The 21,267-nt window shown below is 69.6% G+C and carries 20 protein-coding genes and 1 tRNA gene; 11 read left to right on the forward strand and 10 right to left on the reverse strand.

Annotated elements, in window-relative coordinates; translation table 11 throughout:
* Position 1: 1 nt before the first annotated feature.
* The 5 genes from FJ108_01955 to FJ108_01975 are packed head-to-tail and all read right to left on the reverse strand — an operon-like array spanning position 2 to position 7,389.
* Complete coding sequence (locus tag FJ108_01955) at positions 2–778, reverse strand: ABC transporter permease (protein MBM4334664.1); 777 nt, start codon at positions 776–778, stop codon at positions 2–4.
* Positions 778–1,581, reverse strand: coding sequence for an ATP-binding cassette domain-containing protein (locus tag FJ108_01960; GenBank protein ID MBM4334665.1), 804 nt, complete (start codon positions 1,579–1,581; stop codon positions 778–780). Before FJ108_01960 ends, FJ108_01955 begins: the two co-directional genes overlap by 1 nt.
* A gap of 57 nt (positions 1,582–1,638) precedes the next feature.
* Complete coding sequence (gene asnB / locus FJ108_01965; GenBank protein ID MBM4334666.1) at positions 1,639–3,600, reverse strand: asparagine synthase (glutamine-hydrolyzing); 1,962 nt, start codon at positions 3,598–3,600, stop codon at positions 1,639–1,641.
* 51 nt (positions 3,601–3,651) lie between these two features.
* On the reverse strand, positions 3,652–4,464 hold the full coding sequence (locus FJ108_01970) for a lytic transglycosylase domain-containing protein (GenBank protein ID MBM4334667.1): 813 nt from the start codon (positions 4,462–4,464) through the stop codon (positions 3,652–3,654).
* Positions 4,465–4,488: 24 nt separating this feature from the next.
* Positions 4,489–7,389: a helicase gene (locus FJ108_01975; protein MBM4334668.1), complete on the reverse strand. Its 2,901-nt coding sequence runs from the start codon at positions 7,387–7,389 to the stop codon at positions 4,489–4,491.
* Between FJ108_01975 and FJ108_01980 the strand changes: the two genes are divergently transcribed.
* Both FJ108_01980 and FJ108_01985 read left to right on the forward strand, forming a co-directional pair.
* A complete protein-coding gene (locus tag FJ108_01980; GenBank protein MBM4334669.1) occupies positions 7,162–8,337 on the forward strand; it encodes a GTP-binding protein in 1,176 nt (391 codons plus the stop codon). The two genes, FJ108_01975 and FJ108_01980, sit on opposite strands and share 228 nt — an antisense overlap.
* On the forward strand, positions 8,330–10,897 hold the full coding sequence (locus FJ108_01985; protein MBM4334670.1) for a DUF3516 domain-containing protein: 2,568 nt from the start codon (positions 8,330–8,332) through the stop codon (positions 10,895–10,897). Before FJ108_01980 ends, FJ108_01985 begins: the two co-directional genes overlap by 8 nt.
* Here the strand turns inward: FJ108_01985 and nth are convergent.
* Genes nth through grxD form a run of 4 tightly spaced genes read right to left on the reverse strand, consistent with a single transcriptional unit; the run spans position 10,818 to position 13,804 of the window.
* Positions 10,818–11,522 (reverse strand): endonuclease III, encoded by a 705-nt coding sequence (gene nth / locus FJ108_01990; GenBank protein ID MBM4334671.1) that lies wholly within the window; start codon positions 11,520–11,522, stop codon positions 10,818–10,820. The two genes, FJ108_01985 and nth, sit on opposite strands and share 80 nt — an antisense overlap.
* Positions 11,519–12,556, reverse strand: a complete 1,038-nt coding sequence (locus FJ108_01995; GenBank protein ID MBM4334672.1) for a ferrochelatase — start codon at positions 12,554–12,556, stop codon at positions 11,519–11,521. Before FJ108_01995 ends, nth begins: the two co-directional genes overlap by 4 nt.
* A 44-nt stretch (positions 12,557–12,600) precedes the next feature.
* Positions 12,601–12,825, reverse strand: a complete 225-nt coding sequence (locus tag FJ108_02000; protein ID MBM4334673.1) for a BolA/IbaG family iron-sulfur metabolism protein — start codon at positions 12,823–12,825, stop codon at positions 12,601–12,603.
* A gap of 49 nt (positions 12,826–12,874) precedes the next feature.
* Positions 12,875–13,804 (reverse strand): Grx4 family monothiol glutaredoxin, encoded by a 930-nt coding sequence (gene grxD, locus FJ108_02005; GenBank protein MBM4334674.1) that lies wholly within the window; start codon positions 13,802–13,804, stop codon positions 12,875–12,877.
* A gap of 145 nt (positions 13,805–13,949) precedes the next feature.
* On the opposite strand from grxD, the gene FJ108_02010 reads away from it, so the two are divergent.
* Both FJ108_02010 and FJ108_02015 read left to right on the forward strand, forming a co-directional pair.
* Positions 13,950–14,027 (forward strand) — tRNA-Glu (locus FJ108_02010).
* A 300-nt stretch (positions 14,028–14,327) separates the two neighbouring features.
* Entirely contained in the window at positions 14,328–14,675 is a 348-nt protein-coding gene (locus tag FJ108_02015; protein ID MBM4334675.1) for an RNA-binding protein, read from the forward strand.
* A gap of 120 nt (positions 14,676–14,795) precedes the next feature.
* Here the strand turns inward: FJ108_02015 and FJ108_02020 are convergent, their stop codons facing one another.
* Entirely contained in the window at positions 14,796–15,446 is a 651-nt protein-coding gene (locus FJ108_02020) for a glutathione S-transferase family protein (protein ID MBM4334676.1), read from the reverse strand.
* A gap of 164 nt (positions 15,447–15,610) precedes the next feature.
* On the opposite strand from FJ108_02020, the gene FJ108_02025 reads away from it, so the two are divergent.
* From FJ108_02025 to FJ108_02055, 7 genes are read left to right on the forward strand one after another with little or no spacing between them, the layout of a single operon-like run.
* Positions 15,611–17,956 carry a DUF4040 domain-containing protein gene (locus tag FJ108_02025; GenBank protein MBM4334677.1) on the forward strand — a complete coding sequence of 782 codons (2,346 nt, stop codon included), beginning with the start codon at positions 15,611–15,613 and terminating at the stop codon, positions 17,954–17,956.
* The gene (locus tag FJ108_02030) at positions 17,956–18,381 is read left to right on the forward strand and encodes a Na(+)/H(+) antiporter subunit B (protein ID MBM4334678.1); all 426 of its coding nucleotides are present in this window, start codon (positions 17,956–17,958) and stop codon (positions 18,379–18,381) included. The genes FJ108_02025 and FJ108_02030 overlap by 1 nt, the downstream gene beginning before the upstream one ends.
* Positions 18,369–18,710, forward strand: a complete 342-nt coding sequence (locus FJ108_02035) for a Na(+)/H(+) antiporter subunit C (GenBank protein ID MBM4334679.1) — start codon at positions 18,369–18,371, stop codon at positions 18,708–18,710. Before FJ108_02030 ends, FJ108_02035 begins: the two co-directional genes overlap by 13 nt.
* The gene (locus FJ108_02040) at positions 18,707–20,257 is read left to right on the forward strand and encodes a Na+/H+ antiporter subunit D (protein ID MBM4334680.1); all 1,551 of its coding nucleotides are present in this window, start codon (positions 18,707–18,709) and stop codon (positions 20,255–20,257) included. The genes FJ108_02035 and FJ108_02040 overlap by 4 nt, the downstream gene beginning before the upstream one ends.
* Positions 19,909–20,619 (forward strand): hypothetical protein, encoded by a 711-nt coding sequence (locus FJ108_02045; GenBank protein MBM4334681.1) that lies wholly within the window; start codon positions 19,909–19,911, stop codon positions 20,617–20,619. The genes FJ108_02040 and FJ108_02045 overlap by 349 nt, the downstream gene beginning before the upstream one ends.
* A complete protein-coding gene (locus tag FJ108_02050; GenBank protein MBM4334682.1) occupies positions 20,616–20,891 on the forward strand; it encodes a Na(+)/H(+) antiporter subunit F in 276 nt (91 codons plus the stop codon). The genes FJ108_02045 and FJ108_02050 overlap by 4 nt, the downstream gene beginning before the upstream one ends.
* Positions 20,891–21,262, forward strand: a complete 372-nt coding sequence (locus tag FJ108_02055) for a Na+/H+ antiporter subunit G (GenBank protein ID MBM4334683.1) — start codon at positions 20,891–20,893, stop codon at positions 21,260–21,262. The genes FJ108_02050 and FJ108_02055 overlap by 1 nt, the downstream gene beginning before the upstream one ends.
* Positions 21,263–21,267: the final 5 nt, after the last annotated feature.

Raw genomic sequence — 21,267 nt, forward strand, 5'->3', positions numbered from 1 at the left:
CTCAGCCTCCCCACAGAGCGGTGATGATGTAGTCGAAGACGAGCGTCGCGACCGACGCCTGTACCACGGCGCCGGTCGTCGCGCGACTCACGCCGGCGGAGTTCGGCGCGGACGTGAAGCCGCGCCAGGTCGAGATCAACGCGACCAGCGCGCCGAAGACCACGGATTTCAGCACGCTGCCCACGACCTCGTCCCTGAAGGTGATGCTGGTCTCCAGGTTGGTGATGTAGGTGCCGCCGTCGATTCCGAGCAGGCCGACGCCGACCACGTAGCCGCCCGCGAGCCCGAAGACGATGAACAGCGCCGAGAGGAGCGGCATCGAGATCAGCAGCGCGAGCGCCTTGGGCTGCGCGACGAAGTCGACCGGATCGACCGACATCATGCGCAGGCCGTCGAGCTGCTCGGTCGCGACCATCGCGCCGATCTCCGCCGCGACCGCGGACCCAGCCCGGCCGGCGACCAGAAGCGCGGTCAGCACGGGCCCGAACTCGCGCACGAGCGAGAGTCCGACCACGCTGCCCAGGCTCTGCTCCGCGCCGAAGCGCACCAGCGTGATGTAGCCCTGCAGCCCGAGCACGCTGCCGACCACCGCGCCGGAGAGAAGCACGATCGCCAGCGACAGAACCCCGGTGGTGTAGATCTCGTCGACCAGGCGCCGCAGTCGCCACGGCGGGCTGAACGTCTGGTAGACCATTCGCCCGCCGAAGACCGCGATCCCTCCGAGCTCGAAGACGTTCGAGACCGTGCGCCAGCCGGTGTGGCGGATCAGCGCGAGCATCAGCTCGCCTCCTCGAGGGCCGGCCCGGTGCCCGCAGCCTGGAAGAAGCGCTGGATGCGCGGATCCGTGCTCGCCTTCATCTCCTCGACGGAGCCGGTCACGGCGATTCCGTCGACGAGAAACACGATCTCGTCGGCCATCCGCATGGTCGAGCCGATGTGGTGATTCGTGAGGACCATCGTGAGTCCCTTGGTGTGATTCACCTCGACCAGCAGCGCCTCGATCAGCCGCACCGCGAGCGGGTCGAGGCCCGAGAACGGCTCGTCGATCAGCAGCACCGACGGCTCCATGATCATCGCGCGCGCGAGCGCCACGCGCTTCTTCATGCCGCCCGAGATCTGGCCAGGGAGCAGCTCGTCCACCTTCTTAAGGCCCACGGCCTCGAACTGCGCGTGGACGCGGTCCGCGATCTCGCTCTCGCGGAGCTTGGTGTGCTCGCGGAGCGCGAGCGCCACGTTTTCGAAGACGCTGAGCGAATCGAGCAGCGCGCCGCCCTGGAACATCATGCCGAGCCCGTGCCGCAGGTTGCGCAGTCGCCGCTCGGACAGCCGCGAGATCTCCTCGTCACCGACCCAGATCTCGCCGTAGTCCGGCCGGAGCAGGCCCGCGCCAAGGCGGAGCAGCGTGCTCTTGCCGACGCCGCTCGCGCCGAGGATCACGGAGATCCGGCCCTTCGGAAACCCGCACGACAGCCCGTCGAAGACGCGCCGCTCGCCGAAGGCGAGGCGCACGCTCACCATCTCGACGTGCGCCCGGCCCTCGATCCGACGCTCGACGGCGGTCTCCGACACCGTTCCCCTCATCCAGCCCCGCCCGGCTTTATCGCGGTTGTCCGAGAGCGCGTCAACGACGCGCCGGGATCAATTCGCGATCGGCGCGATCGCGGTGTGGCTGCGGACCGCCGTGACGAGCGAAGGCTCCTTGACGTCGCGGAAGAACAGCTGGCCCCAGCCCTCGAGCATCAGCAGCCGCACCTTGAAGGCGGGACCGGACGCCGATAGCAGGTGGCGGAGCGCCGGGTCGCTCAGCCGGTACAGGTCCGCGACGAAGCCCCGTCGGAAGAGCTCGGGCGCAACGGTCATGCGCTCGTAGGCATTCACCGGAAAGCCCCGCTTTCGCCTGCGGCTCAAGCTGCGCGGCAGGTAGCGGTCCGCCACCCGGCGAAGGATCCACTTGTCGCGCAGAAAAGGGTGAGCCTTGTCGAGCACGGTCGGGGAGGGCCGGATCTTGTAGCGGTGCGGCAGATTCACAGCTCGGCGCACGACCGGATGATCCAGGTACGGAAAGCGCGCCTCGACGCTCGCAGCCATCCCCAGTGCGTCGTTGCGGTGCAGCAGGGTCCGCAGGTGGTAGCCGAGCCAGCCGAGCGAGCGATAGTCGCGTGGGCTCACCATCGAACCGGACTCGCGGATCCGCTGCTCGATCTGCTCGCGATCCAGCACCGTCTCGAAATTCTGCTCCATGCCCTGGACCAGGCTCCCGAAGCCGACCTCCGCCGGCCAGATCTCCTTGCCAAGGAGGGGAATGCGGTGGACCAGCTCGCGCAGCCCCGAGATCGCGGCGCGGTAGCGCTGTCGCAGGTCCTCGAACGGGATCTCGCGGTAGCCGAGAAAGCACTCGTCGGCGCCCTCTCCGGAGAGGATCGCCTTCACTCCGCTCTCACGGACCAAGCGCGACACCCGCAGGAAAGGAATCGAGTTCGGGTGGTATGCGAAGGGGTACTCGTAGTGCCAGAGCGCCGCGGGCAGCTGCTCGCAGAAGTCCTCGTCGCGCACCTCCACCGACTTCATGTCGAGGCGCAGGTGCTTCGCGAGCATCCGGGCTGCATCGGACTCGCTCTCGGGGCCCACCACGTCTGCGTGGAAGATCGCGAGATTCGTGTGGGAGCGGCTGGCCATCGCCATGATCAGCGACGAATCGAGCCCTCCGCTGCAGAGCGCTCCCACCGGCGCGTCCGCGATCAGGTGCTTCTCGACGCTCGCGAGCAGCAGGCCTTCGAGCTGGTCGATCGACTGCGTCGGTCCCATCGCGGTGAGGCGATCGTGCTCGTCCGGATCCCAGAAGTCTCCGATCGAGCGGAAGCAGCGCTCGTGGGGGCGCTGGCCGAAGTGGCTCTCGCGGATCGTGCCGGGAGAGAGGATCGAGACATCGCGGAAGAACGAGCGGATCCGCGTACTGCCGCCGAATCCGGCCAGGAAGGCCGAGGCCATCTGAGGGTCCGGCTCGAGCGCGACCCAAGGGCGGATCGCCTTGATCTCGGAGGCGAAGACCAGCAGCCGCTCGTCCTCGTAGAACGACAGCGGCTTGATTCCGAAGCGATCGCGGACCAGCGTCAGGCTGCGCTGCTCGGCGTCCCAGAGACCGAACGCGAACATCCCCTCGAGTCGAGGCAGCAGCGCGTCGAGACCGTACTCGACCAGGCCGTTCAGCAGGACTTCAGTGTCGGACGAGGTGCGGAACGCGACGCCGCGCTGCTCGAGCTCGGCGCGGATCTCGCGGTAGTTGTAGATCTCGCCGTTGTAGACCAGCGCGAAGCGCCCGTTCTCGTCCCAGAAAGGCCGGTCGCTCCGGCTGGAGAGATCGACGAGCGACAGCCGCGTGTGCACCAGACCGATTCCCTCGGCCCGATGCACGCCCAGGCTGTCCGGACCCCGGTGGCCGAGCAGCCGGCCGGTCTCGCGGAGCAGCTCCTCGTTGGGGACCGTCCTCCCGTCCCGGTAGACGATCCCGAAGATTCCGCACACCGACCGTTCCCGTCTCTGCCATCTAAATCGGCCGAAGAATGAGTGGAAATGATCCCACCCGGTTTCGGTTGCGGACAAGAGGAATGCTGGAGCGGGGCCGCCTGCGCCGCAATCTCCCTTGCGGGCTCGCTACTCGCCGAGCGCGTCCTCGACCGAGTCGGTCGCGATCGGCCCCATCTCGCTGGACAGGGTCTGGACGTGCTTGAGGACGGAGACCAGGTACGCGGGCCTGGGGTGGTGGCCTCGTGCGACCAGCCTGCGGACGCGGTAGGGGCCCATGTTGTAGGCCGCGATCGCGAGCGCCGGGTCAGGGAACATCTCGAGCATCTCGCCGAGATAGCAGGCGCCGATCTGCACGTTTGCCGCCGGATCGAGAAGAGTCTTGGCGCCCGCCCAGGGGATGTTGTGCCGGCGCGCGACGTCCGCGGCCACGAACGGGCGGACCTGCATCAGGCCGAGCGAGCCTCGCGGCCCGCGGGCATCCGCTCGAAATCGGCTCTCCTGGTGGATCACCGCCAGCACGAGCACGGGGTCGACCCGGTGGCTGTGCCGCGCGTCCTCGATCGCCTTGGCCACGCGCGCCCGGTCGACCGGCCGCATGGTCGGGGCGCGCTGCAGGAGCACGGCCGCGATCCGCGCGCCCATGGAATGATCCGGAGCCGGCTCCTGCTGCGGAGCAGGAGCGGCCTGGGTCGCGAGCGCCGCGGCGGGCGGATCGATCGGAAGCTCGGAGACGGGCCCGGTCCACGGCGTCTGGCAGGCCGAGAGGGCGAGCGCGAACGCGGCGCCGAGCACCGTCCGCGCGATCCCCAGTCGAGCGCCAACTCTCTTCAAGCCCGGCTCCTGCCGTCCGCGGTCCACCGGTCCCGGAACGGGTCGGTGGCCTTCGGATCGGGTCGGAGTCCACCAAAGGCTCTCCATGGCTGCTGTGATCGACGTCACCCGGCCCCTGCTTTGTGACGCGCCTCACTCGAGCAGGCCGAGCAGGTCCTCGCGGGTGATCGCGGCCGCCCGATCCGCGCCGGACAGCGCCGCCTCGGCGAGGGCGCGCTTGCGCTCCTGCAGCTCCAGGATCCGCTCCTCGACCGTCTCGCGCGCGACCAGCCGGTAGACCGAGACCGGCCGGTCCTGGCCGATCCGGTGCGCCCGGTCAGCTGCCTGCTCTTCGACGGCGGGGTTCCACCACGGGTCGAGCAGGAAGACGTGGTCGGCCGCGGTGAGGTTCAGGCCGGTGCCGCCCGCCCGGAGCGAGATCAGAAGGACCGGCGGCCCCGCCTCCGATTGAAACTCCTCGACCACCGCCTGCCGGTCGGGCGTGCGGCCATCCAGGCGGGTGAAGCGGATGCCGGCCGCGCGCAGGTGCGGCTCGACCAGGTCGAGGAGCCCGGTCCACTGTGAGAAGACCAGCGCCTTGTGACCCTCCGCCGCCGCCTCGTCGAGGGCCTCGAGCAGCACCTCGACCTTGGATGAGCTCGGAGCGCTCTGGCCGGGAACCAGCGCGCGGTGGCAGGACGCCTGGCGCAGGCGAAGCAGGAGCTCGAGCGCCTCGATCACGCTGCCGCCTTGCTGCAGGCGCTCCACCACCTGCCGCTGCGAAGCCGCGCGGACCGCGTCGTACACCGAGCGCTCGTCCGGGTCGAGCTCGCAGTGGAGCGTCGCGTCGGTGCGCGGCGGCAGCTCCGCCGCCACGACCGACTTCATCCTCCGCAGCACGAAGGGCGCGATTCGCGCTCGCAGGTGCGCGGCCGCGCCGGGCTCCCCCGACGCGATCGGCCTCGCGTAGCGCTCGCGGAAGTCGCGCAGCGATCCGAGCAGGCCCGGATTGGCGAAGTGAAGCTGGGACCAGAGCTCGTCGAGCCGGTTCTCGACCGGCGTTCCGGTCAGGGTCAGGCGGAACGTGCCGCGGAGCGAGAACGCCGCGCGCGCGATCTGGCTGTCGGGGTTCTTGATCGCCTGCGCCTCGTCGAGCGCGATCGTGTCCCACGCCTCGCGCGCAAGGGTCTCGGCGTCGAGGCGCAGAATTGCGTAGCTCGTGAGCGTCAGGTCCGCATCGCGATCGAGCGCGCGCTTCGGTCCGTGGTAGACGCTGCAGCGAAGCCCGGGCCGGAACTGGCCCGCCTGCTGCGCCCAGCCGAAGATCACGCTGGTCGGCGCCACCACGAGCGTGCGTCCGCGCAGGGCGCAGAGCGCCTGGAGCGTCTTGCCGAGCCCCATGTCGTCGGCCAGCAGACCGCCGAGTCCCGCCTCGGCGAGGAACTGCAGCCAGGCGACGCCCTGGCGCTGGTAGCTGCGCAGCTCGGCTCGGAGATCCCGAGGCAGCCGCGGCTCCGGCAGGCCGGCGAAATCGCCGACCAGCGCCCGCAGCCGCTCGAACCCGGGCGGGGCGGGCTCGCCGAGCTCCTCGCAGAGTCGGGCCAGATCGGGCACGGCGCAGGTCGGAAGGCGGCCGTCGGCGTCGCTGGCAGCGAGCAGGTCCAGAACACGCCGACCGTGCCTCTCGAGCCAGTCCGTCGGCAGCTCCGCGAAGCCCCCGCCGAGGAGCGGCACCAGGGATTCGCCTTCCTGCCATGCGCTCAGAACGCTCGCGGCATTCACCCGGCCCCCGCCGCCGCGCGGCTCGAAGGCGAGCTCGAAGCGGTCGGAGCCGGTCGAGAGCCGGGGCTCGAGCGCGGCCTCGAGCCGGAACTGCTCGTGCGCGCGCCCGACGATCTCGCCGGAGAAGCGCTCGAGCTGTGCGCGAAAGGGGATCGCCTGCGCCGCGGGAAGCGTGAGGGAGGCTCCCGGCGCGAGCCCGAGCTCGTGCTCGAGCCGCGTCGACAGCGCGGCTTCCGCGTTCTCGATCCGGCGCGGGACCGAGCTTGCACCGAGCGCCACGAGCCGTCCGTTCTCGACCTTTGCTACGGGCGGGTCGCCGTAGACGAGCTCCGCGCGCACGCAGAGCGCATCGCCCTCGCGAGCGACGAGCGCGCGCAGCCGCGGGCGTTCGGCCTGCTCGCGCGGCAGGCGGCGGCTTCGCACCTCGACCGGGAGCCGGGCGCGGAGATCCGGAATCACCTCCGAGACCAGCCGACCTGCGGCATCGGGCGGGTAATGGCGACCGCGCGGCAGCTCCTCGCGCTCGCGCGAGGAGAGGTGCGGATCGCCGAGAGGCCGCAGCACCGAGCCGCAGCGCGCGACGCCGTTCGCGAAGCTCTCGTCGTGCCGGGGATCGGGCACGACGCGAAGCTCGAATCCATCGCCGCGATCCTCGACGAGCGCGATCGGCAGCACCGGCTCGAGCGAAACCGAGACGGGAGCGCCTTCGAGCGAGACGTCGTCGCAGCCGAGCAGCGCCACTAGCAGCCGCTGCATCGCCGGAGCCGGCGGCGCACCGGAGCGACGCGGATCGATCAGCCGTTCGACCGCGAGGTCCGCGGCGCTCGCCAGCGGCACCGGGCCGCTGGCGCGTCCCGCGGCGAAGGCGGCGAGCGTCGCGGGCAGCGGCTCCTCGCGGCCATCGCGCACGAGCACGCGCGCGAGCTCGAGCCCGCCCTTCGCGCGCGCGAGCCGGTAGCCGATCCGCGCGCTCGACTCGTTCGGTCGCGGCACCGCGTCGCCGCCCTCGCGCGCGCGCCGCCAGGCGATCACCGCCGCGGCGACGTGCTCGCACGGATCGTCCGGCCCGTCGCAGTCGCACTCCCAGGCCGTGTCGCGCGGGCGCAGTCGAACCGCCGGGGCGGCGCGGCCGGCGCGCGTCTCCACGCGCATCACCACCTCGTCCGCCGAGCTCGACTGCGCGTGCACCGCGCCGCTGCGCACCAGCTCCACGCCGCGCGACCAGACGCTGCGCGCGCATTCCTCGCGCACGGCCTCGAAGAGCTCGTCCATCGCCGGCGGAACCTAGCCCGGTCGGGCATCCTCCCGCACGTGACTGCGACTCGCGCGACGGATCGGCGCATTCCCGCGCTGCTCGTCTCGGGCTTTCTCGGCTCGGGCAAGACCACGCTCGTGCGAAATCTTCTCGCCGACGCGCGCGAGCGGGGGCTGCGCCTGGCGATCGTGTCGAACGAGTTCGGCGAGCTCGGGATCGACCGCGCGCTTCTGGGCGGAGGCGACGAGACCTTCGTGGAGCTCGGCGGGGGCTGCGTCTGCTGCCAGCTCTCCGACGAGCTGGTGGTCACGCTCGAGCGGCTGCGCGAGCGGATCGACCCGGATCGGATCGTGATCGAGACCTCGGGCGTCGCGCTGCCCTACGACATCCAGCTCAACTTCTGGCGCGAGCCGGTGTCGCGCTGGATCGGCGACGACGTGACGGTGATCGTGGTGAACGCCGAGCAGCTCGAGAGCGGTCGCGATCTGGTCGGGACGTTCGAGGACCAGGTCTCGTCTGCGGATCTGATCGTGCTGAACAAGCTGGACCTCGTGCCCGAGGCGATCGTGCCCGAGCTCGAGGCCCGGCTCCGCGAGATCGAGCCCGACGCGCCGATCCTGCGCACGCGTCACGCAGCGGTGTCGCCCGAGCTGCTCTTCCCGCCCGAGCTCGAGCAGGCCGCGCGGGCGCGGCGAGCGCGCGCTTCCGGCGCCGCCCACAGCCACGAGGCGTTCGAGACCGACGTGATCGAGATCGAGCGCGGCCTGGGGCACGACGCGATCCTGCGCCGGATCGCCGCCGAGGGGGCGCTGCGCGCGAAGGGCTTCGTCGCGAGCGACGTCGGCCTTCGCGTCGTTCAGGGCGTGGGTGCGCGGATCGAGCTCTCGACCCCGCACTCGGCTCCTCCGGCCGAGCTGGTCGGGCGCGTGGTCGTGATCCGAAGAGGGCGCGCAGAGCGTGGCTAGAGCCGCAGCGTCGATGCGCCTGGTCGATCTGGCCAGCCCGATCGGACGTCTGGACGCGGACGAGATCCTGGCCCGTTTCGTGGACTGGTCGAGCGAGCGCGGTCTGGTGCCGTACCCCGCGCAGGAGGAGGCGTTCCTGGAGCTCGTCGCGGGCAAGCACGTCGTGCTCTCGACGCCGACCGGCTCCGGCAAATCGCTCGTCGCAACGCTCCTCCACTTCAAGGCGATGTGCGAGGGGCGGCGCTCGTTCTACACCTCGCCCGTGAAGGCGCTGGTCAGCGAGAAGTTCTTCGCGCTCTGCCAGGACTTCGGGCCCGAGAACGTCGGCATGCTGACCGGCGACGCGAGCATCAACCCGGCCGCGCCGATCATCTGCTGCACGGCCGAGGTGCTCGCGAACATGGCGCTGCGCTCGGGCCCGGCGCTCGACGCCCCCTACGTGGTGATGGACGAGTTCCACTTCTACTCCGACGCGCAGCGCGGCGCGGCCTGGCAGGTGCCGCTTCTGCTGCTGCCGGACACCACGTTCCTGCTGATGTCGGCGACGCTCGGCGACACCCGCGAGATCCGGCGCGACCTCGAGCTGCGAAGCGGCCGCCCGGTCGCGCTGGTCGCCTCGAGCGAGCGGCCGGTGCCGCTCGACTACGCCTGGTGCGAGACTCCGCTGCACGAGACCGTGCAAGCGCTGCTCGAGTCGGGCAAGGCGCCGATCTACGTGGTCTCGTTCACGCAGCGCGAGGCAGCGGAGCTCGCGCAGGCGCTGACCAGCCTGAACGTGACCTCGCGCGCGGAGCGACTCGAGATCGGCGCGGCACTCGGAGACTTCGAGTTCGACACCGCCTACGGCAAGGAGCTGTCGCGGATCGTGCGCGCGGGCATCGGGATCCACCACGCGGGTCTGCTGCCGAAGTACCGCCTGCGGGTCGAGCAGCTGGCGCAGCAGGGGCTGCTCAAGGTCATCTCCGGCACCGACACGCTCGGCGTCGGCGTGAACATCCCGATCCGGACCGTGCTCTTCACCAAGCTCGCCAAGTTCGACGGGCGGCGCGTCGGCGCGCTCTCGGTGCGCGAGTTCCGGCAGATCAGCGGTCGAGCCGGACGCAAGGGCTTCGACGAGCACGGCAGCGTCGTGTGTCAGGCGCCGGAGCACGTGATCGAGAACAAGCGCATGCGCGAGCGCTCGTCGAAGCCGGGCGGAAAGAAGCGCAAGCGCGAGGTGACCCGGAAGCCGCCGCCCGGCTTCGTCGGCTGGAGCGAGGAGAGCTTCGAGCGGCTGATCGAGCGCGTCCCGGAGCCGCTCGTCTCGCGCTTCCGCGTCAGTCACGGGATGATCCTGCTCCTGCTGCGCCGGGCCGAGGACGACCCCGATCCGCGCGGCGGCTGGCGCGCGGTCGCGGACCTGATCGCCCGCAGCCACGAGAGCGAGGCTCGCAAGCGGCGCATCCTGCGCGAGGCCGCGCAGCTGTTTCGGGGCCTGCGCGCTGCGGACATCGTGAGGGTCGAGCGCGACGCGGCGACGGGGCGACGCCGGGTCCGCGTCGCCGACGATCTGCAGTGGGGTTTCTCGCTCCACCACGCGCTCTCGCTCTACGTGGTCGAGGCGATCTCGTACATCGAGGCGCGCGACGAGGCGTTCGCGTTCGAGGTGCTCTCGCTCGTCGAAGCCGTGCTCGAGGATCCCCGCGCGATCCTGTTTCGGCAGCTCGACCGGGTCAAGAGCGAGCTCTTCGCTCGGCTCAAGGCGGAGGGCGTGCCCTACGAGGAGCGCATTCGCAGGCTCGAGGAGGTGCAGCCGCCCGCGCCGAGTCGAGACTTCATCGAGCAGACCTTCGACCTCTTCGCGCGCCGCCACCCCTGGGTGCGCCACCAGGACGTCCACCCGAAGTCGATCGCGCGCGAGATGTACGAGGGATATTTCAGCTTCGACCACTACGTGCGCTTCTACGGGCTGCAGCGCAGCGAAGGGCTGCTGCTTCGCTACGTCTCGCAGGTCTACGACACGATCGTGCAGACGGTTCCCGAGGGCGCGAAGACCGAGGCCGTTCACGACCTGATCGCGTACTTCCGGACCATGCTCGAGCGCGTCGACTCGAGCCTGGTCGACGAGTGGGAGCGGCTCCTGAATCCCGCCGCGCGCACGGCCGACGCCGCGCCGGCTCCCATGCCGACGCGCGTCTACGACCTCGCGCGGGACGAGCGGGCGCTTCGCGCACGGGCTCGCGCCGAGCTGCACCGACTGGTCCGCGCGCTCGCCGAGCGCGACTGGGCGGAGGCGTGCGCGTGCGTGCGCGCGGATCCCGAAGACCCGTGGACTCCCGAGCGCTTCGAGCGCGCGCTGGCGGCCTTCTTCGCGCAGCACGGCGAGCTCGTGTTCTCGCAGGCGGCGCGCCACTCCGAGTGGACCCGGATCCGCCCGGATGGCCCGCGCCGCTGGGCCGTCACGCAGGTCCTGCTCGACCCCTCCGACGAGAACGACTGGTTCATCGCGGGCGAGATCGACCTCGCGCTCGAGACCGAGCCGGTCGGCCCGCTGCTTCGGCTGCGGACGATCGGGAGCTAGCCTGCTTCGCTCCCGCCCAGCTGCAGATCGGGCAGATCGCGGGGTCGTGCCCGCGCGCGGGACAGTGCTCGCGCCCGAAATGGACCAGCTGGAGATGGCGGCGGATCCAATCCTTCTCGGGAAAGACCGCCTTCAGGTCGCGCTCGGTCTCCACCACGTTCCTGCCGCTCGACAGGCCGAAGCGCTCGGCCAGGCGGTGGATGTGCGTGTCGACCGCGAACGCGGGCACGCCGAAGCCCTGCGACATCACGATGCTCGCGGACTTGTGGCCGACGCCGGGCAGGGCCTCGAGCGCCGCGAAATCCCTCGGCACCTCTCCCGCGTGGCGCTCGATCAGGAGCTTCGAGAGCTCGTGGATGTTCCGCGACTTCGCCGGGGCCAGCCCGCAGGAGCGGATGATCTCGTAGATCGCGGGGACGCCGAGCGCGAGCATCGCCTGTGGGGTGCGCGCGCGCGCGAACAGCACTCGCGTCACCTGGTTCACGCGCACGTCCGTGCACTGCGCGGAGAGCACGACCGCGATCAGCAGCGTGTACGGATCGCGGTACGAGAGCGGGACCTCCGGCATCGGGTAGAGCGAGTCGAGGATCTCGCCGATCCGCTTCGCCTTCTCGGCGCGCGTCATCGCGAAGCGCCCCGGACCCGGGACGCGACGTAGCGCACGAACGCCGGATGCGCGTTCGCGCACGGCACCAGCTCCAAGGCCTCGCCTCCGAGCGAGCGCCACTGCGCGGCTCCGCGCAGCCCGATCTCCTCCAGCGTCTCGAGGCAGTCGGCGACGAAGGACGGGCAGAGTACCGCCAGCCGCGCAACACCGGCACGTGCCAGCTCCGGCAGCGCGGCGTCGGTGTGCGGCGTGATCCACGGCGTGCGGCCGAGCCGCGACTGGAACGAGGTCGAGCAGCCCTCGGGCCGAAGCGCGAGCGCCGCGGCGAGCGCCCGCGAGGTCGCGTAGCACTGCGCGCGGTAGCAGTGGCGATTGGCGGCGCCGATCGCGTCGCAGCAGCTGGCCGACGCCAGACAGTGTCGTCCGCTCGTGTCGCTCTTCCGCACCTGCCGCTCCGGCAGGCCGTGATAGCTGAACAGCACGTGGTCGGGGCGAAACGCGTCGAGCCGCGGCTTCGCGATCTCGGCGAGCGCCGCGATGAATCCGGGCTCGTCGAAGAACTCGGGCAGTGTCTCGAGTGCGGGCACGTTCCAGCGCTCGGCGACGAGCCCGTGAATTCGCGCGAGCGCGGAGCCGGTCGACGACGATGCGTACTGCGGAAAGAGCGGCACGACCAGGATCCGCGCCAGATCGTGGCGCAGCAGCTCGTCCAGCGCGCGCGGCAGAGACGGCTCGCCGTAACGCATTCCGAGCGCGACTTCGAAGTCGGCCCCGAGCTCGGCCGCGACCGCCGCGCGCAGATCCTGGCCGTTCGAGAGCAGCGGAGAGCCTCGCTTGGTCCAGACTGCTCGGTACGCCTCGGCCGAGCGCGGCGCCCGAAACGGCGCGATCACCGCGTTCACGAGCAGAAAGCGCGGCAGCGCGGGGATGTCCAGCACGCGCGGATCGGAGAGGAACTCGCGCAGATACCGCCGCACGTCTCGCGAGGAGGGCGATCTCGGCGTGCCAAGATTCACGAGCAGCACGCCCGACCGCGTCGTCGCTTGATCCACGTCCGAAGTAGAACCCCAACGCGCGCGGGCTGTCGAGCGGGGGATCAGGGCGCGAGCGTCTCGAGCTCGTCGATCGCGTGAACGGGCGCGTCGTCGCCCTTCATCAGATGGGCGATCGCGCTGAAGACGAGCCGCTGCTTCGCGAGCGTGTTCTTGCCGGCGAAGGCGCTCGAGACCACGCGGATCGAGAAGTGCCCGCCGCTGCCGCGGACCTCGAGCGAGTCGCAGGGCAGGGCGGCCGAGAGCGCCTGGCGGATCTTCTCGATCACCTCGCTCGGGGGCGCATGGATCTGCAGGGCCACGTCTCGCGCTCCGGGCTCAGTACCGCGGCACGGACGCGTCGACCTCGCGCGACCACGCGTCGATTCCGCCCGCCAGGTTGTGGACGTTGGTGAAGCCGCGACTCGCGAAATGCTCGGCCGCCGCCTGGCTTCGGCCGCCGTGGTGGCAGTGGAAGACGATCAGCGCGTCCTTCGGGAGGCGCTCGATCTGCTCGGCGACCCGGGCATCGACCAGCGTCGCCTGGGCGATGCGCGCCTTCTGGTGCTCCTCTGGCGTGCGCACGTCGTAGAGGTGCAGGTCTCGTCCCGAGGCGATCAGGGCCTGGAGCTGGCTCGCGGAGAGCTGATTCACCTCGGCCGCGCGCGGCGCGTTCGGGTTCTCGACGGTGAGCGCCTGGCTGCCGCCCGAGTCGGCCGCGCCGATCACGAGCCCGTTGGCTCGTCGTGCAGAATCGCGATCGAAGAGAATCGTGAGGCCGTTGCTCGTGGCCGCGACCTCGTGCCCCGCGCGCGGCCCGAGCGAGAGCGAGTGCTGGAACGACGCGTCGATCGAGACGTGCAGCTCGCCTCCCTCGCTCGCGATCACTCCGCGCAAGAGCTCCGCGGCAGCGTCTGTCACGGTCACCGCGGGCGGCTCGACGGTCTCCACCTCGACACCCAGGAGCTTTTGCAGGTCACCGCTGGCGTAGAGCTCCTTCACGATGTCGCAGCCGCCCTGGAACTCGCCCTCGACGTAGAGCTGCGGAATGGTCGGCCAGCTCGAGAACTCCTTGATCGCCTCGCGCACCTCGCGGTCCGAGAGCACGTCGAAGCTTCCGTATTCGGGAAGCAGCTGGCCGAGGATTCCGACGACCTGGGCCGAGAAGCCGCACTGGGGGGCGTCGGGCGTGCCCTTCATGAATAGAACCACGCGGTCCGAGCGGATGATCGATTCGATTCGCTCGCGCAGCGCAGGGTCGAGGCTCATGGGTTCGTCTCCCTCGATGAAGTTCCGCACGATACGATTCCGTACGAAGCGGTCAAGATTCGCCCGGACCCAGGATCGAGCGCCCGAAGGTTTGACCCCCCTCCGACCCACGGCTAGGCTACGCGCCGCCGGCCGACCGGCACCCGACCCCATCGTCTAGCTTGGCCCAGGACACCGGCCTTTCACGCCGAGAACGCGGGTTCGAATCCCGCTGGGGTCGCCAGCGCGCAGGACCGAAAGAAAAGTCGCGCAAAAGCTCAAGTCAGGGTCGCCATTCCCGGATGACCGGGCTAGACTGCGGCACGATTGGCGTCGATCGGTCGACGCACCGCTCTGGTTGATCCCTAAGCAGTGATTCGAACCGCTCGTCGGCCCGTCCTGCCGCATGTCGGGGCCCGATCCCCCGTGTGTCGTGCAGCAACAGTAATCGCATCTCTTCAGCGCCGGAACGTGTCCGGCTCGAAGCGGGGCGAGGGACGTGCCCGAGGACGGAATTGAACGGGTCACGTACGGGAACCATCAGTTGGGTAAGAAGCTTTACGTAGGGAACCTTCCATTCTCCACCGACGAGGCCGAGCTCCGCGAGCTCTTCGAGCCGCATGGGGAGCTGGCTTCGGTCAGTGTGATCATGGACCGCGACACGGGTCGCCCGCGCGGATTCGCGTTCGTCGAGTTCGAGGACGCGAACAGCGCCGCGAAGGCGCGCCAAGCTCTCGACGGGCGTGAGCTCGGCGGTCGCACGATGCGCGTCAGCGAGGCCAACGAGCGCGGCCCCGGTGGCGGCGGCGGCGGTGGGCGCAGCGGCGGCGGTGGCGGCGGTGGCGGTGGCGGCGGTGGCCGCGGCGGCTACGGCGGCGGGGGCCGGCGCTAAGAGCACCTGATCGCGATCGATCTGGAGGGCTCGGGGTTCCGGGCCCTCCAGATCGGCCGCTGATCGACCTTCGATCCGCGATCGCCGCGCCCGAGGGCGCGGCGATCGGGTATCGTGTGCCTAGGCGCGCATTCCTCCGGCCTTCGCTACCGGGTGCAGGCTGGACTCGGCGCTCGGCCGCTTGCCGACGCGCTCGAACCAGGCCAACACGTTCTTGTGTTCGGCCTTGAGCGGCTGCCCCACGGCCGCGCCGAAATCCGTGAGCGCGTAGAGGACGATGTCGGCCAGCGAGAACCGGCTGCCGCAGATCCACTGCTTGCCGTCGAGCTGGGCATCCAGCCAGCCCAGGCCCTCCTGCGCGAGCAGCTTCAGGTCGGCGGCGGCGTGCGGGATCGTGCGCATGCGGTCCTTGAACATCGCCAGCCCCTCGGCGAAGCGGAAGCCGTCGGCGAGCGGGACCGTGATCTTCAGCTCGACGCGGCGCGTCCACATCCGCGTCTCCGCCTTCTCCTCGGCGGTTCGCCCGATCAGCGGCGGATTCGGGTTCTTGTCTTCCAGGTACTCGCAGATCGGAACCGTCTCCGCGAGGACGAAGCCGTTGTCGAGCTCGAGCGCGGGCAGCTGTCCGGCCGGGTTCTTGTCGGTGTAGGGCGGGCGCCGGTTCGCTCCGCTCATCAGGTCGACCTGCTCCGCAGGGATCGTGATTCCCTTCTCGATCATGAACATGCGGACCAGACGGGGATTCGGACCAAGTGAGTCGTAGAACTTCACGGGGATCTCCTGTTCGAGGTCCGCGCAGCATATCACGCAGACCCCCGCCGACCCCCGGCTCTGCCGTGTGAATCCCGAGCTCCGAGGACGCGCTGCGGAGTCTGTGTATGATACGCGCGCGGAGGGGCCCCGATGGACGACTGGCGCATGCGTAGGCCGCGCGCGTGAGCGCGCTCGTCACGATCGTCGCCGCGCCGTTCGTCGCAGCTCTCGCGATCGCGCTGCTCGGTCGTGCGCTCGGGCGCTGGTCGGCGCTGCTGATGGTCGCAGCAGCGGGTGTCTCGTTTGCGACGGCGCTGCCACTTCTCGGCGCCGAGACCGCGCCGGTATCGAGCCACGAATGGATTCCGTCGCTCGGCGTGGCCTTCCTGCTGCGCGCCGACGGGTTCGGGGCGTTCTTCGCGCTGCTCGTGTCGGGGATCGGAGTTCTCGTCGGCGTGTATTCGCTCGGCTACATCGGGGCCGAGCTCGGTCGGGCGCGCATCGGCCGCTACTACGCGGCACTCACCGCTTTCATGGGCGCGATGCTCGGGATCGCCCTCGCGGACGACTTGATCCTGCTGTTCCTGTTCTGGGAGATCACCAGCGTCACGTCGTACCTCCTGATCGGCTTCTGGTACGAGCGCGAGGCCGCGCGTGCGGGCGCGCTGACCGCACTTCTCGTCACGGCGATGGGCGGCCTTGCGATGCTGGCCGGGTTCATCTTGATCGGGCTGGCGACGGGGTCGTTCGCGCTCGGCGAGATCGTCGCGGACGAAGCGCGCCGCTCTGCGCTCGCGAGCTCGCCCATGTTCCTGCCCGCGCTTCTGCTCGTCCTGGCGGGAGCCTTCACCAAGTCGGCGCAGGTCCCGTTCCACTTCTGGCTGCCCGGCGCGATGGTCGCGCCGACGCCGATCTCGACTTACCTGCACTCCGCGACCATGGTGAAGGCGGGCATCTTCCTGCTCGCGCGCGTCACGCCGCTCTTTGCCGACTCGGCCGCCTGGCCGCTGCTCGTGGCGCCGGTCGGACTCGCGACCTTCTTGCTGGGCGCCTGGCACGCATTCCGCCAGAACGATCTGAAGGCGCTGCTCGCGTACAGCACGGTCTCGACGCTGGGGCTGGTCACGCTCGCCTACGGCCTGCGCATGCCCGAGCAGGACGCGCTGCAGATCCTCTCGCATGCCGGCTACAAGGGGGGGCTGTTCATGATCGCGGGCATCGTCGAACACGCGACCGGCACGCGCGATCTGCGCGAGCTCGGCGGGCTGCGCCGGCGGCTTCCGATCAGCTTCGCGCTCTGCTTGCTCTTCGCGCTCTCGATGGGCGGAATTCCGCCGCTGTTCGGTTTCGTCACGAAGGAGGCGCTCTACGCATCGCTGATCGAGAGCCCCACGCTTGCGGGATCGCCGCTCGCGCACGGGGCGGTGATCGCGGCGGTGGTGGTCGGAAACGCATTCCTGCTCGCGGCCGTGCTGAAGCTGCTGATCGGGACGTTCCTCGGCAGCGAGCCCGCGGCCCATTCCCACGACGCGCACGGCGCGCATTCCGGCCACGGAGAGAGCGCGGCGCTCTGGCTGCCTCCCGCAGTGCTCGCGCTCGGCAGTCTCGTTCTCGGCCTGCTGGGCGAGAGCAGCGCGATCGAGCGCGCGGCGAATCTGCTCTCGTCGGCGCCGGACGCGGGGCTCGAGGTCTCGCTGCTGCCGGCGCATCTCGGTCCGGTGCTGCTCTCACTGGCCGGGATCGGGCTCGGCGTGGCGCTGTACCGCGGACGGTCGCGCGTCGAGGCGCTCCAGCGCGGCCTCGGCATGTTTCCCGACGCGCAGGCGGTCTGGAACCGCTGCGTCGCGAGCGTGACCGGCTTTGCCGAGGCCTACAGCGAATGGTGGCAGGACGGGTCGCTGCGCTGGTACTTTTCGGTGATCCTGCTCTTCGCGGCGGGGATCAGCCTGTTCGCGCTCGAGGCCGGTGGGGTGTCGCTCGCTCACGTGGAGGTCGAGCTCGGCAACCTCGGCTGGCCCGCGATCGGGCTGGCGGCGCTCATCCTCGCCTCGACCATCGCGGTCGTCCGCTCCGAGACGCGTCTGGGTGCCGCGCTCGCGCTCACCGCCAGCGGCTTCCTGGTGGCGCTGGTCTACGCCGTCTACCAATCGCCCGACATCCTGCTGACCCAGATTCTGATCGAGACCGTGTCGACGGTCGTGATCCTGCTGGTGCTCTACTACATGCCCACCTTCCGGCGCGATGGCCTGTCGCCGGCGCAGAGCGCCTGGAACCTGGCGGTCTCGGGCGCGATCGGCTTCGTGGTGTTCCTCTTCGTGCTGCTCGCGACCAGCCCGAGCTTCAAGGAGACGCGAAACCTCGGCTTGGACTACCTCGCGCGCAGCGTGGGCGAGGCCGGCGGTCGCAATGCGGTGAACGTCATCATCGTCGACTTCCGCGCCATCGACACGCTCGGTGAAGTCACCGTTCTGGTCGTGGTCGGACTCTGCGTCTTCGGACTGCTTCGCGCGCGCAGGGTGGACGGCTGATGCACGAGTCTCCAATCCTGCGCACGATCTCGCGCTTCGCGATCCCGCTCGCGGTGTTCCTGTCGTTCCGGATCTTCATGCAGGGTCACGATCTGCCCGGCGGCGGTTTCATCGCGGGCGTGATCGCCGCCGCGGCCGGCGCCATGTATCTGCTCGCGTTCGGAATCGGCCGCCTCGCGCGCTTTCCCTGGTGGCGCCTCTCGGTGCTCGGTCTGCTCTGCGCGCTCGCGAGCGGGTTCGTCCCGCTGCTGCAGGGCTCGACGTTCATGGACCACGTGGTCCTGGACTACGAGCTGCCGCTGCTCGGACACGGACACCTGCCCAGCGCCACGTTCTTCGACCTCGGCGTGTACATGATCGTGCTCGGGACGCTGATGACGCTCTTCGTCGAGCTCGGCCTGGAGGATCGACCGTGGAGCTCCTGATGGCGCTGGTGATCGGCTCGATGTTCGCGGCCGGCACCTACATGATCCTGCGGCCCAGCCTGATCCGCGTGGTCCTGGGCTTCGGGCTCTACTCGAACGCGGCGAACCTGCTCCTGATCGCCTGCGGAGGCTACTCGGACGCCCTCCAGGCGCCATTCCTGCGGGATGGAGCCGATGGCTACATGGATCCACTCCCGCCCGACATCATCCTGACCGCGATCGTGATCAGCTTCGCGGTCGGGGCGCTGCTTCTCATCGTCTCGTATCAGGTCTACGTCGATCACGGCACGGACGACCCCGAGAACCTGCCGCGGGATCCGCTCTCGTGAACCGCTGGCTGATCCTTCCCGTGCTCGTGCCGTTCCTCACGGCCGTGCTGCTCGCGCTGCTGAACGGCCATCCGCGGCTCGAGCGTGCAGTGAATCTGGTCTCCTGCGCGGGGCTCACGGTCTTCGTCTACTGGCTGCTCGGCCACGTCGATGCCCACGGGATCCAGGCGATGGTGATCGGCGGCTGGTTCGCGCCTTGGGGCGTTGCCTTCGTAGCGGATCGCCTGGCCGCGATCATGCTCTGTCTGTCGATGTCGGTGGGCACGGTGGTGCTCGTCTACACGTTCTTCACCGTCGAGCCGCGCCAGGAGCGGTACTTCTTCCACCCGCTCTTGCAGGTCCTGCTGCTCGGCGTGAACTGGTCGTTCATCACCGGCGACCTCTTCAACTTGTTCGTCGCATACGAGGTCATGCTGCTCGGCTCCTATGGCGTGATGATGGTCGGCGCGAGCAAGCCGCAGGTGCGCCAGACCATGGCGTACATCGCGATCAACTCGATCGGATCGACGCTCTTCGTCATGGGCTGCGGTCTGGTCTACGCGACGCTCGGCACGCTGAACATGGCCGACATCGCGCAGCGCTCGGCGCAGCTCACGGGCGAGCGGGCGGCGCTGGTCACCGCCGTCTCGATGCTGCTCATGGTGGTGTTCGCGCTCAAGGCCGCGGCCTTCCCGGTCTTCTTCTGGCTGCCGGATTCGTACCCGATCGTGCCGGCGGGGATGAACGGCTACTTCGCAGGCATGCTGACGAAGGTGGGCGTGTACTCGTTGATGCGGCTCTTCGTGCTCTGCTTCCGTCAGCCGGGCGCGGAGCTCGTCCTCGAGGTTCTGCTGGTGCTCTCGGGCCTCTCGATGCTCTTCGGCGTGCTCGGAGCGCTCTGCCAGTGGGAGGTCCGCAAGATCCTCTCCTGGCACATCATCAGTCAGGTCGGGTACATGTTGATGGGGATCGGGCTCGCGGCCAGCGGCGCCGACGTCGCGCAGGCGGGCGTGGTCGCGAGCATCTTCTGCGTGGTCCACAACATGGTGGTGAAGTCGAGCCTGTTCCTGATCGGCGGCATCGCTGGACGGATCTCGGGCTCGCAAAAGCTGTCCGAGATGGGCGGCATCGCAGGGCTCGCGCCGGGCGTCTCGATCCTGTTCCTGGTCGCCGCCTTTTCGCTGGCCGGGATGCCGCCGTTCTCCGGCTTCATCGCGAAATTCGTGCTGATCCGCGCGGGTCTAGCCGGCGGCCACGGCGTGGTCGTGTTCGTCTCGGTCGTCACCAGCCTGTGTACTCTCTACTCGATGAGCAAGATCTGGAACTACGCGTTCTGGCACGCGCCGTCGGTTTCGGCGCCTCTCGGCCGCTACCGCGCGATGATGCTGCCTACGGCGGTCCTGGTGCTCTCGAGCGTTCTGATGGGCGTCGTGGCCGAGCCCTTCCTTCGGCTCGCGAACGACGCGGCGCGCGACCTGCTCGATCCCCGCGCGTACCAGGAGGCCGTGCTGCTGCCGATTCCAGAGCCCACGACGGCGCAGACGTCGAGGCTCGGAGGCGTGCCGTGACCCTGGTGCGTCTCTGGTACCTGATTCGCTACTGCGTGATCTTCGCGAAGGCGCTCACTCTCTCGACGATCGAGGTCGCCAAGGCGGTGCTCCGGCGCGAGCTCGATTTCCGACCCGGTTTTCTCGCCGTCGACATGGACTGCGAGACCGATTTCGAGATCACGGTGCTGGCGAACTCGATCACGCTCACGCCGGGAACGATCACCGTTCACGTGGAACAGGACCAGCGCAAGATCATCATCCACGCGTTGAGCGTCGGCGAAGACCCCGACGCCGTGCGCCGAGACATCCGGCAGACGCTCGAGGCGAACATCCTCAAGTTCACGCGGCCCGGGGGCTGGCCGCCGAGCGCGAGCTCATGAGTCCGTTCCTCTACGTGGTCTCCCTGGCGTGTCTCGCTTCGCTCTTCGGCGGCGCCGCGCTCTGTATCCACCGGCTGGTGATCGGCCCGAGTCCCGCGGATCGTGCCGTGGCGCTCGACACGCTCACCATGGTCTTCATCGGTCTGATCTGCATCCTCTGCATCCTCGGGGAGACTTCGCTGTACTTCGATGCGGTCTGGATCCTGACGCTGCTCGGCTATCTCGGATCCGTCGCGATCGCGCGCTACCTCGAGAAGGGGAAGCTGTTCTGATGCCGACCTCGCTAGAGCTCCTCGTGACCGTGATGATGGTTCTCGGCACGTTCCTCACCGTGGTGGCCTGCGTCGGCCTGCTGCGCTTCCCCGACGTCTACTGCAGGCTCCATGCCGCAGGAAAGGCCGGAACGCTCGGCGTGTCGCTGCTGATCCTGGCGCCGATGCTCTACTTCGTGTCGAGCGAGGCGTGGGTCTTCGTGCGCGGGGCGTTCGGCATCTACTTCCAGTTCCTGACCACGCCCGCCGCGACCCACATCCTCGCGCGCGCGAGCTACGTCTCGGACTACGCGCTCCACGAGCGGACCGCCGTCGACGACCTGCGCGCGTTCCTGCCCTCCCGGCCGCACGAGACCTACGGGCGCGAGTAGGAGGG

The sequence above is a fragment of the Deltaproteobacteria bacterium genome (genome assembly GCA_016875225.1).
Classification (GTDB): domain Bacteria; phylum Myxococcota_A; class UBA9160; order SZUA-336; family SZUA-336; genus VGRW01.

Excerpts from the sequence above, each read along its gene's own strand:
- FJ108_01955 (MBM4334664.1), bottom strand. The coding sequence starts at position 778 with ATGCTCGCGCTGATCCGCCACACCGGCTGGCGCACGGTCTCGAACGTC.
- FJ108_01960 (MBM4334665.1), bottom strand. The coding sequence starts at position 1,581 with ATGAGGGGAACGGTGTCGGAGACCGCCGTCGAGCGTCGGATCGAGGGC.
- FJ108_01975 (MBM4334668.1), bottom strand. The coding sequence starts at position 7,389 with ATGGACGAGCTCTTCGAGGCCGTGCGCGAGGAATGCGCGCGCAGCGTC.
- nth (MBM4334671.1), bottom strand. The coding sequence starts at position 11,522 with ATGACGCGCGCCGAGAAGGCGAAGCGGATCGGCGAGATCCTCGACTCG.
- grxD (MBM4334674.1), bottom strand. The coding sequence starts at position 13,804 with ATGAGCCTCGACCCTGCGCTGCGCGAGCGAATCGAATCGATCATCCGC.
- FJ108_02030 (MBM4334678.1), top strand. The coding sequence starts at position 17,956 with ATGCACGAGTCTCCAATCCTGCGCACGATCTCGCGCTTCGCGATCCCG.
- FJ108_02050 (MBM4334682.1), top strand. The coding sequence starts at position 20,616 with ATGAGTCCGTTCCTCTACGTGGTCTCCCTGGCGTGTCTCGCTTCGCTC.
- FJ108_02055 (MBM4334683.1), top strand. The coding sequence starts at position 20,891 with ATGCCGACCTCGCTAGAGCTCCTCGTGACCGTGATGATGGTTCTCGGC.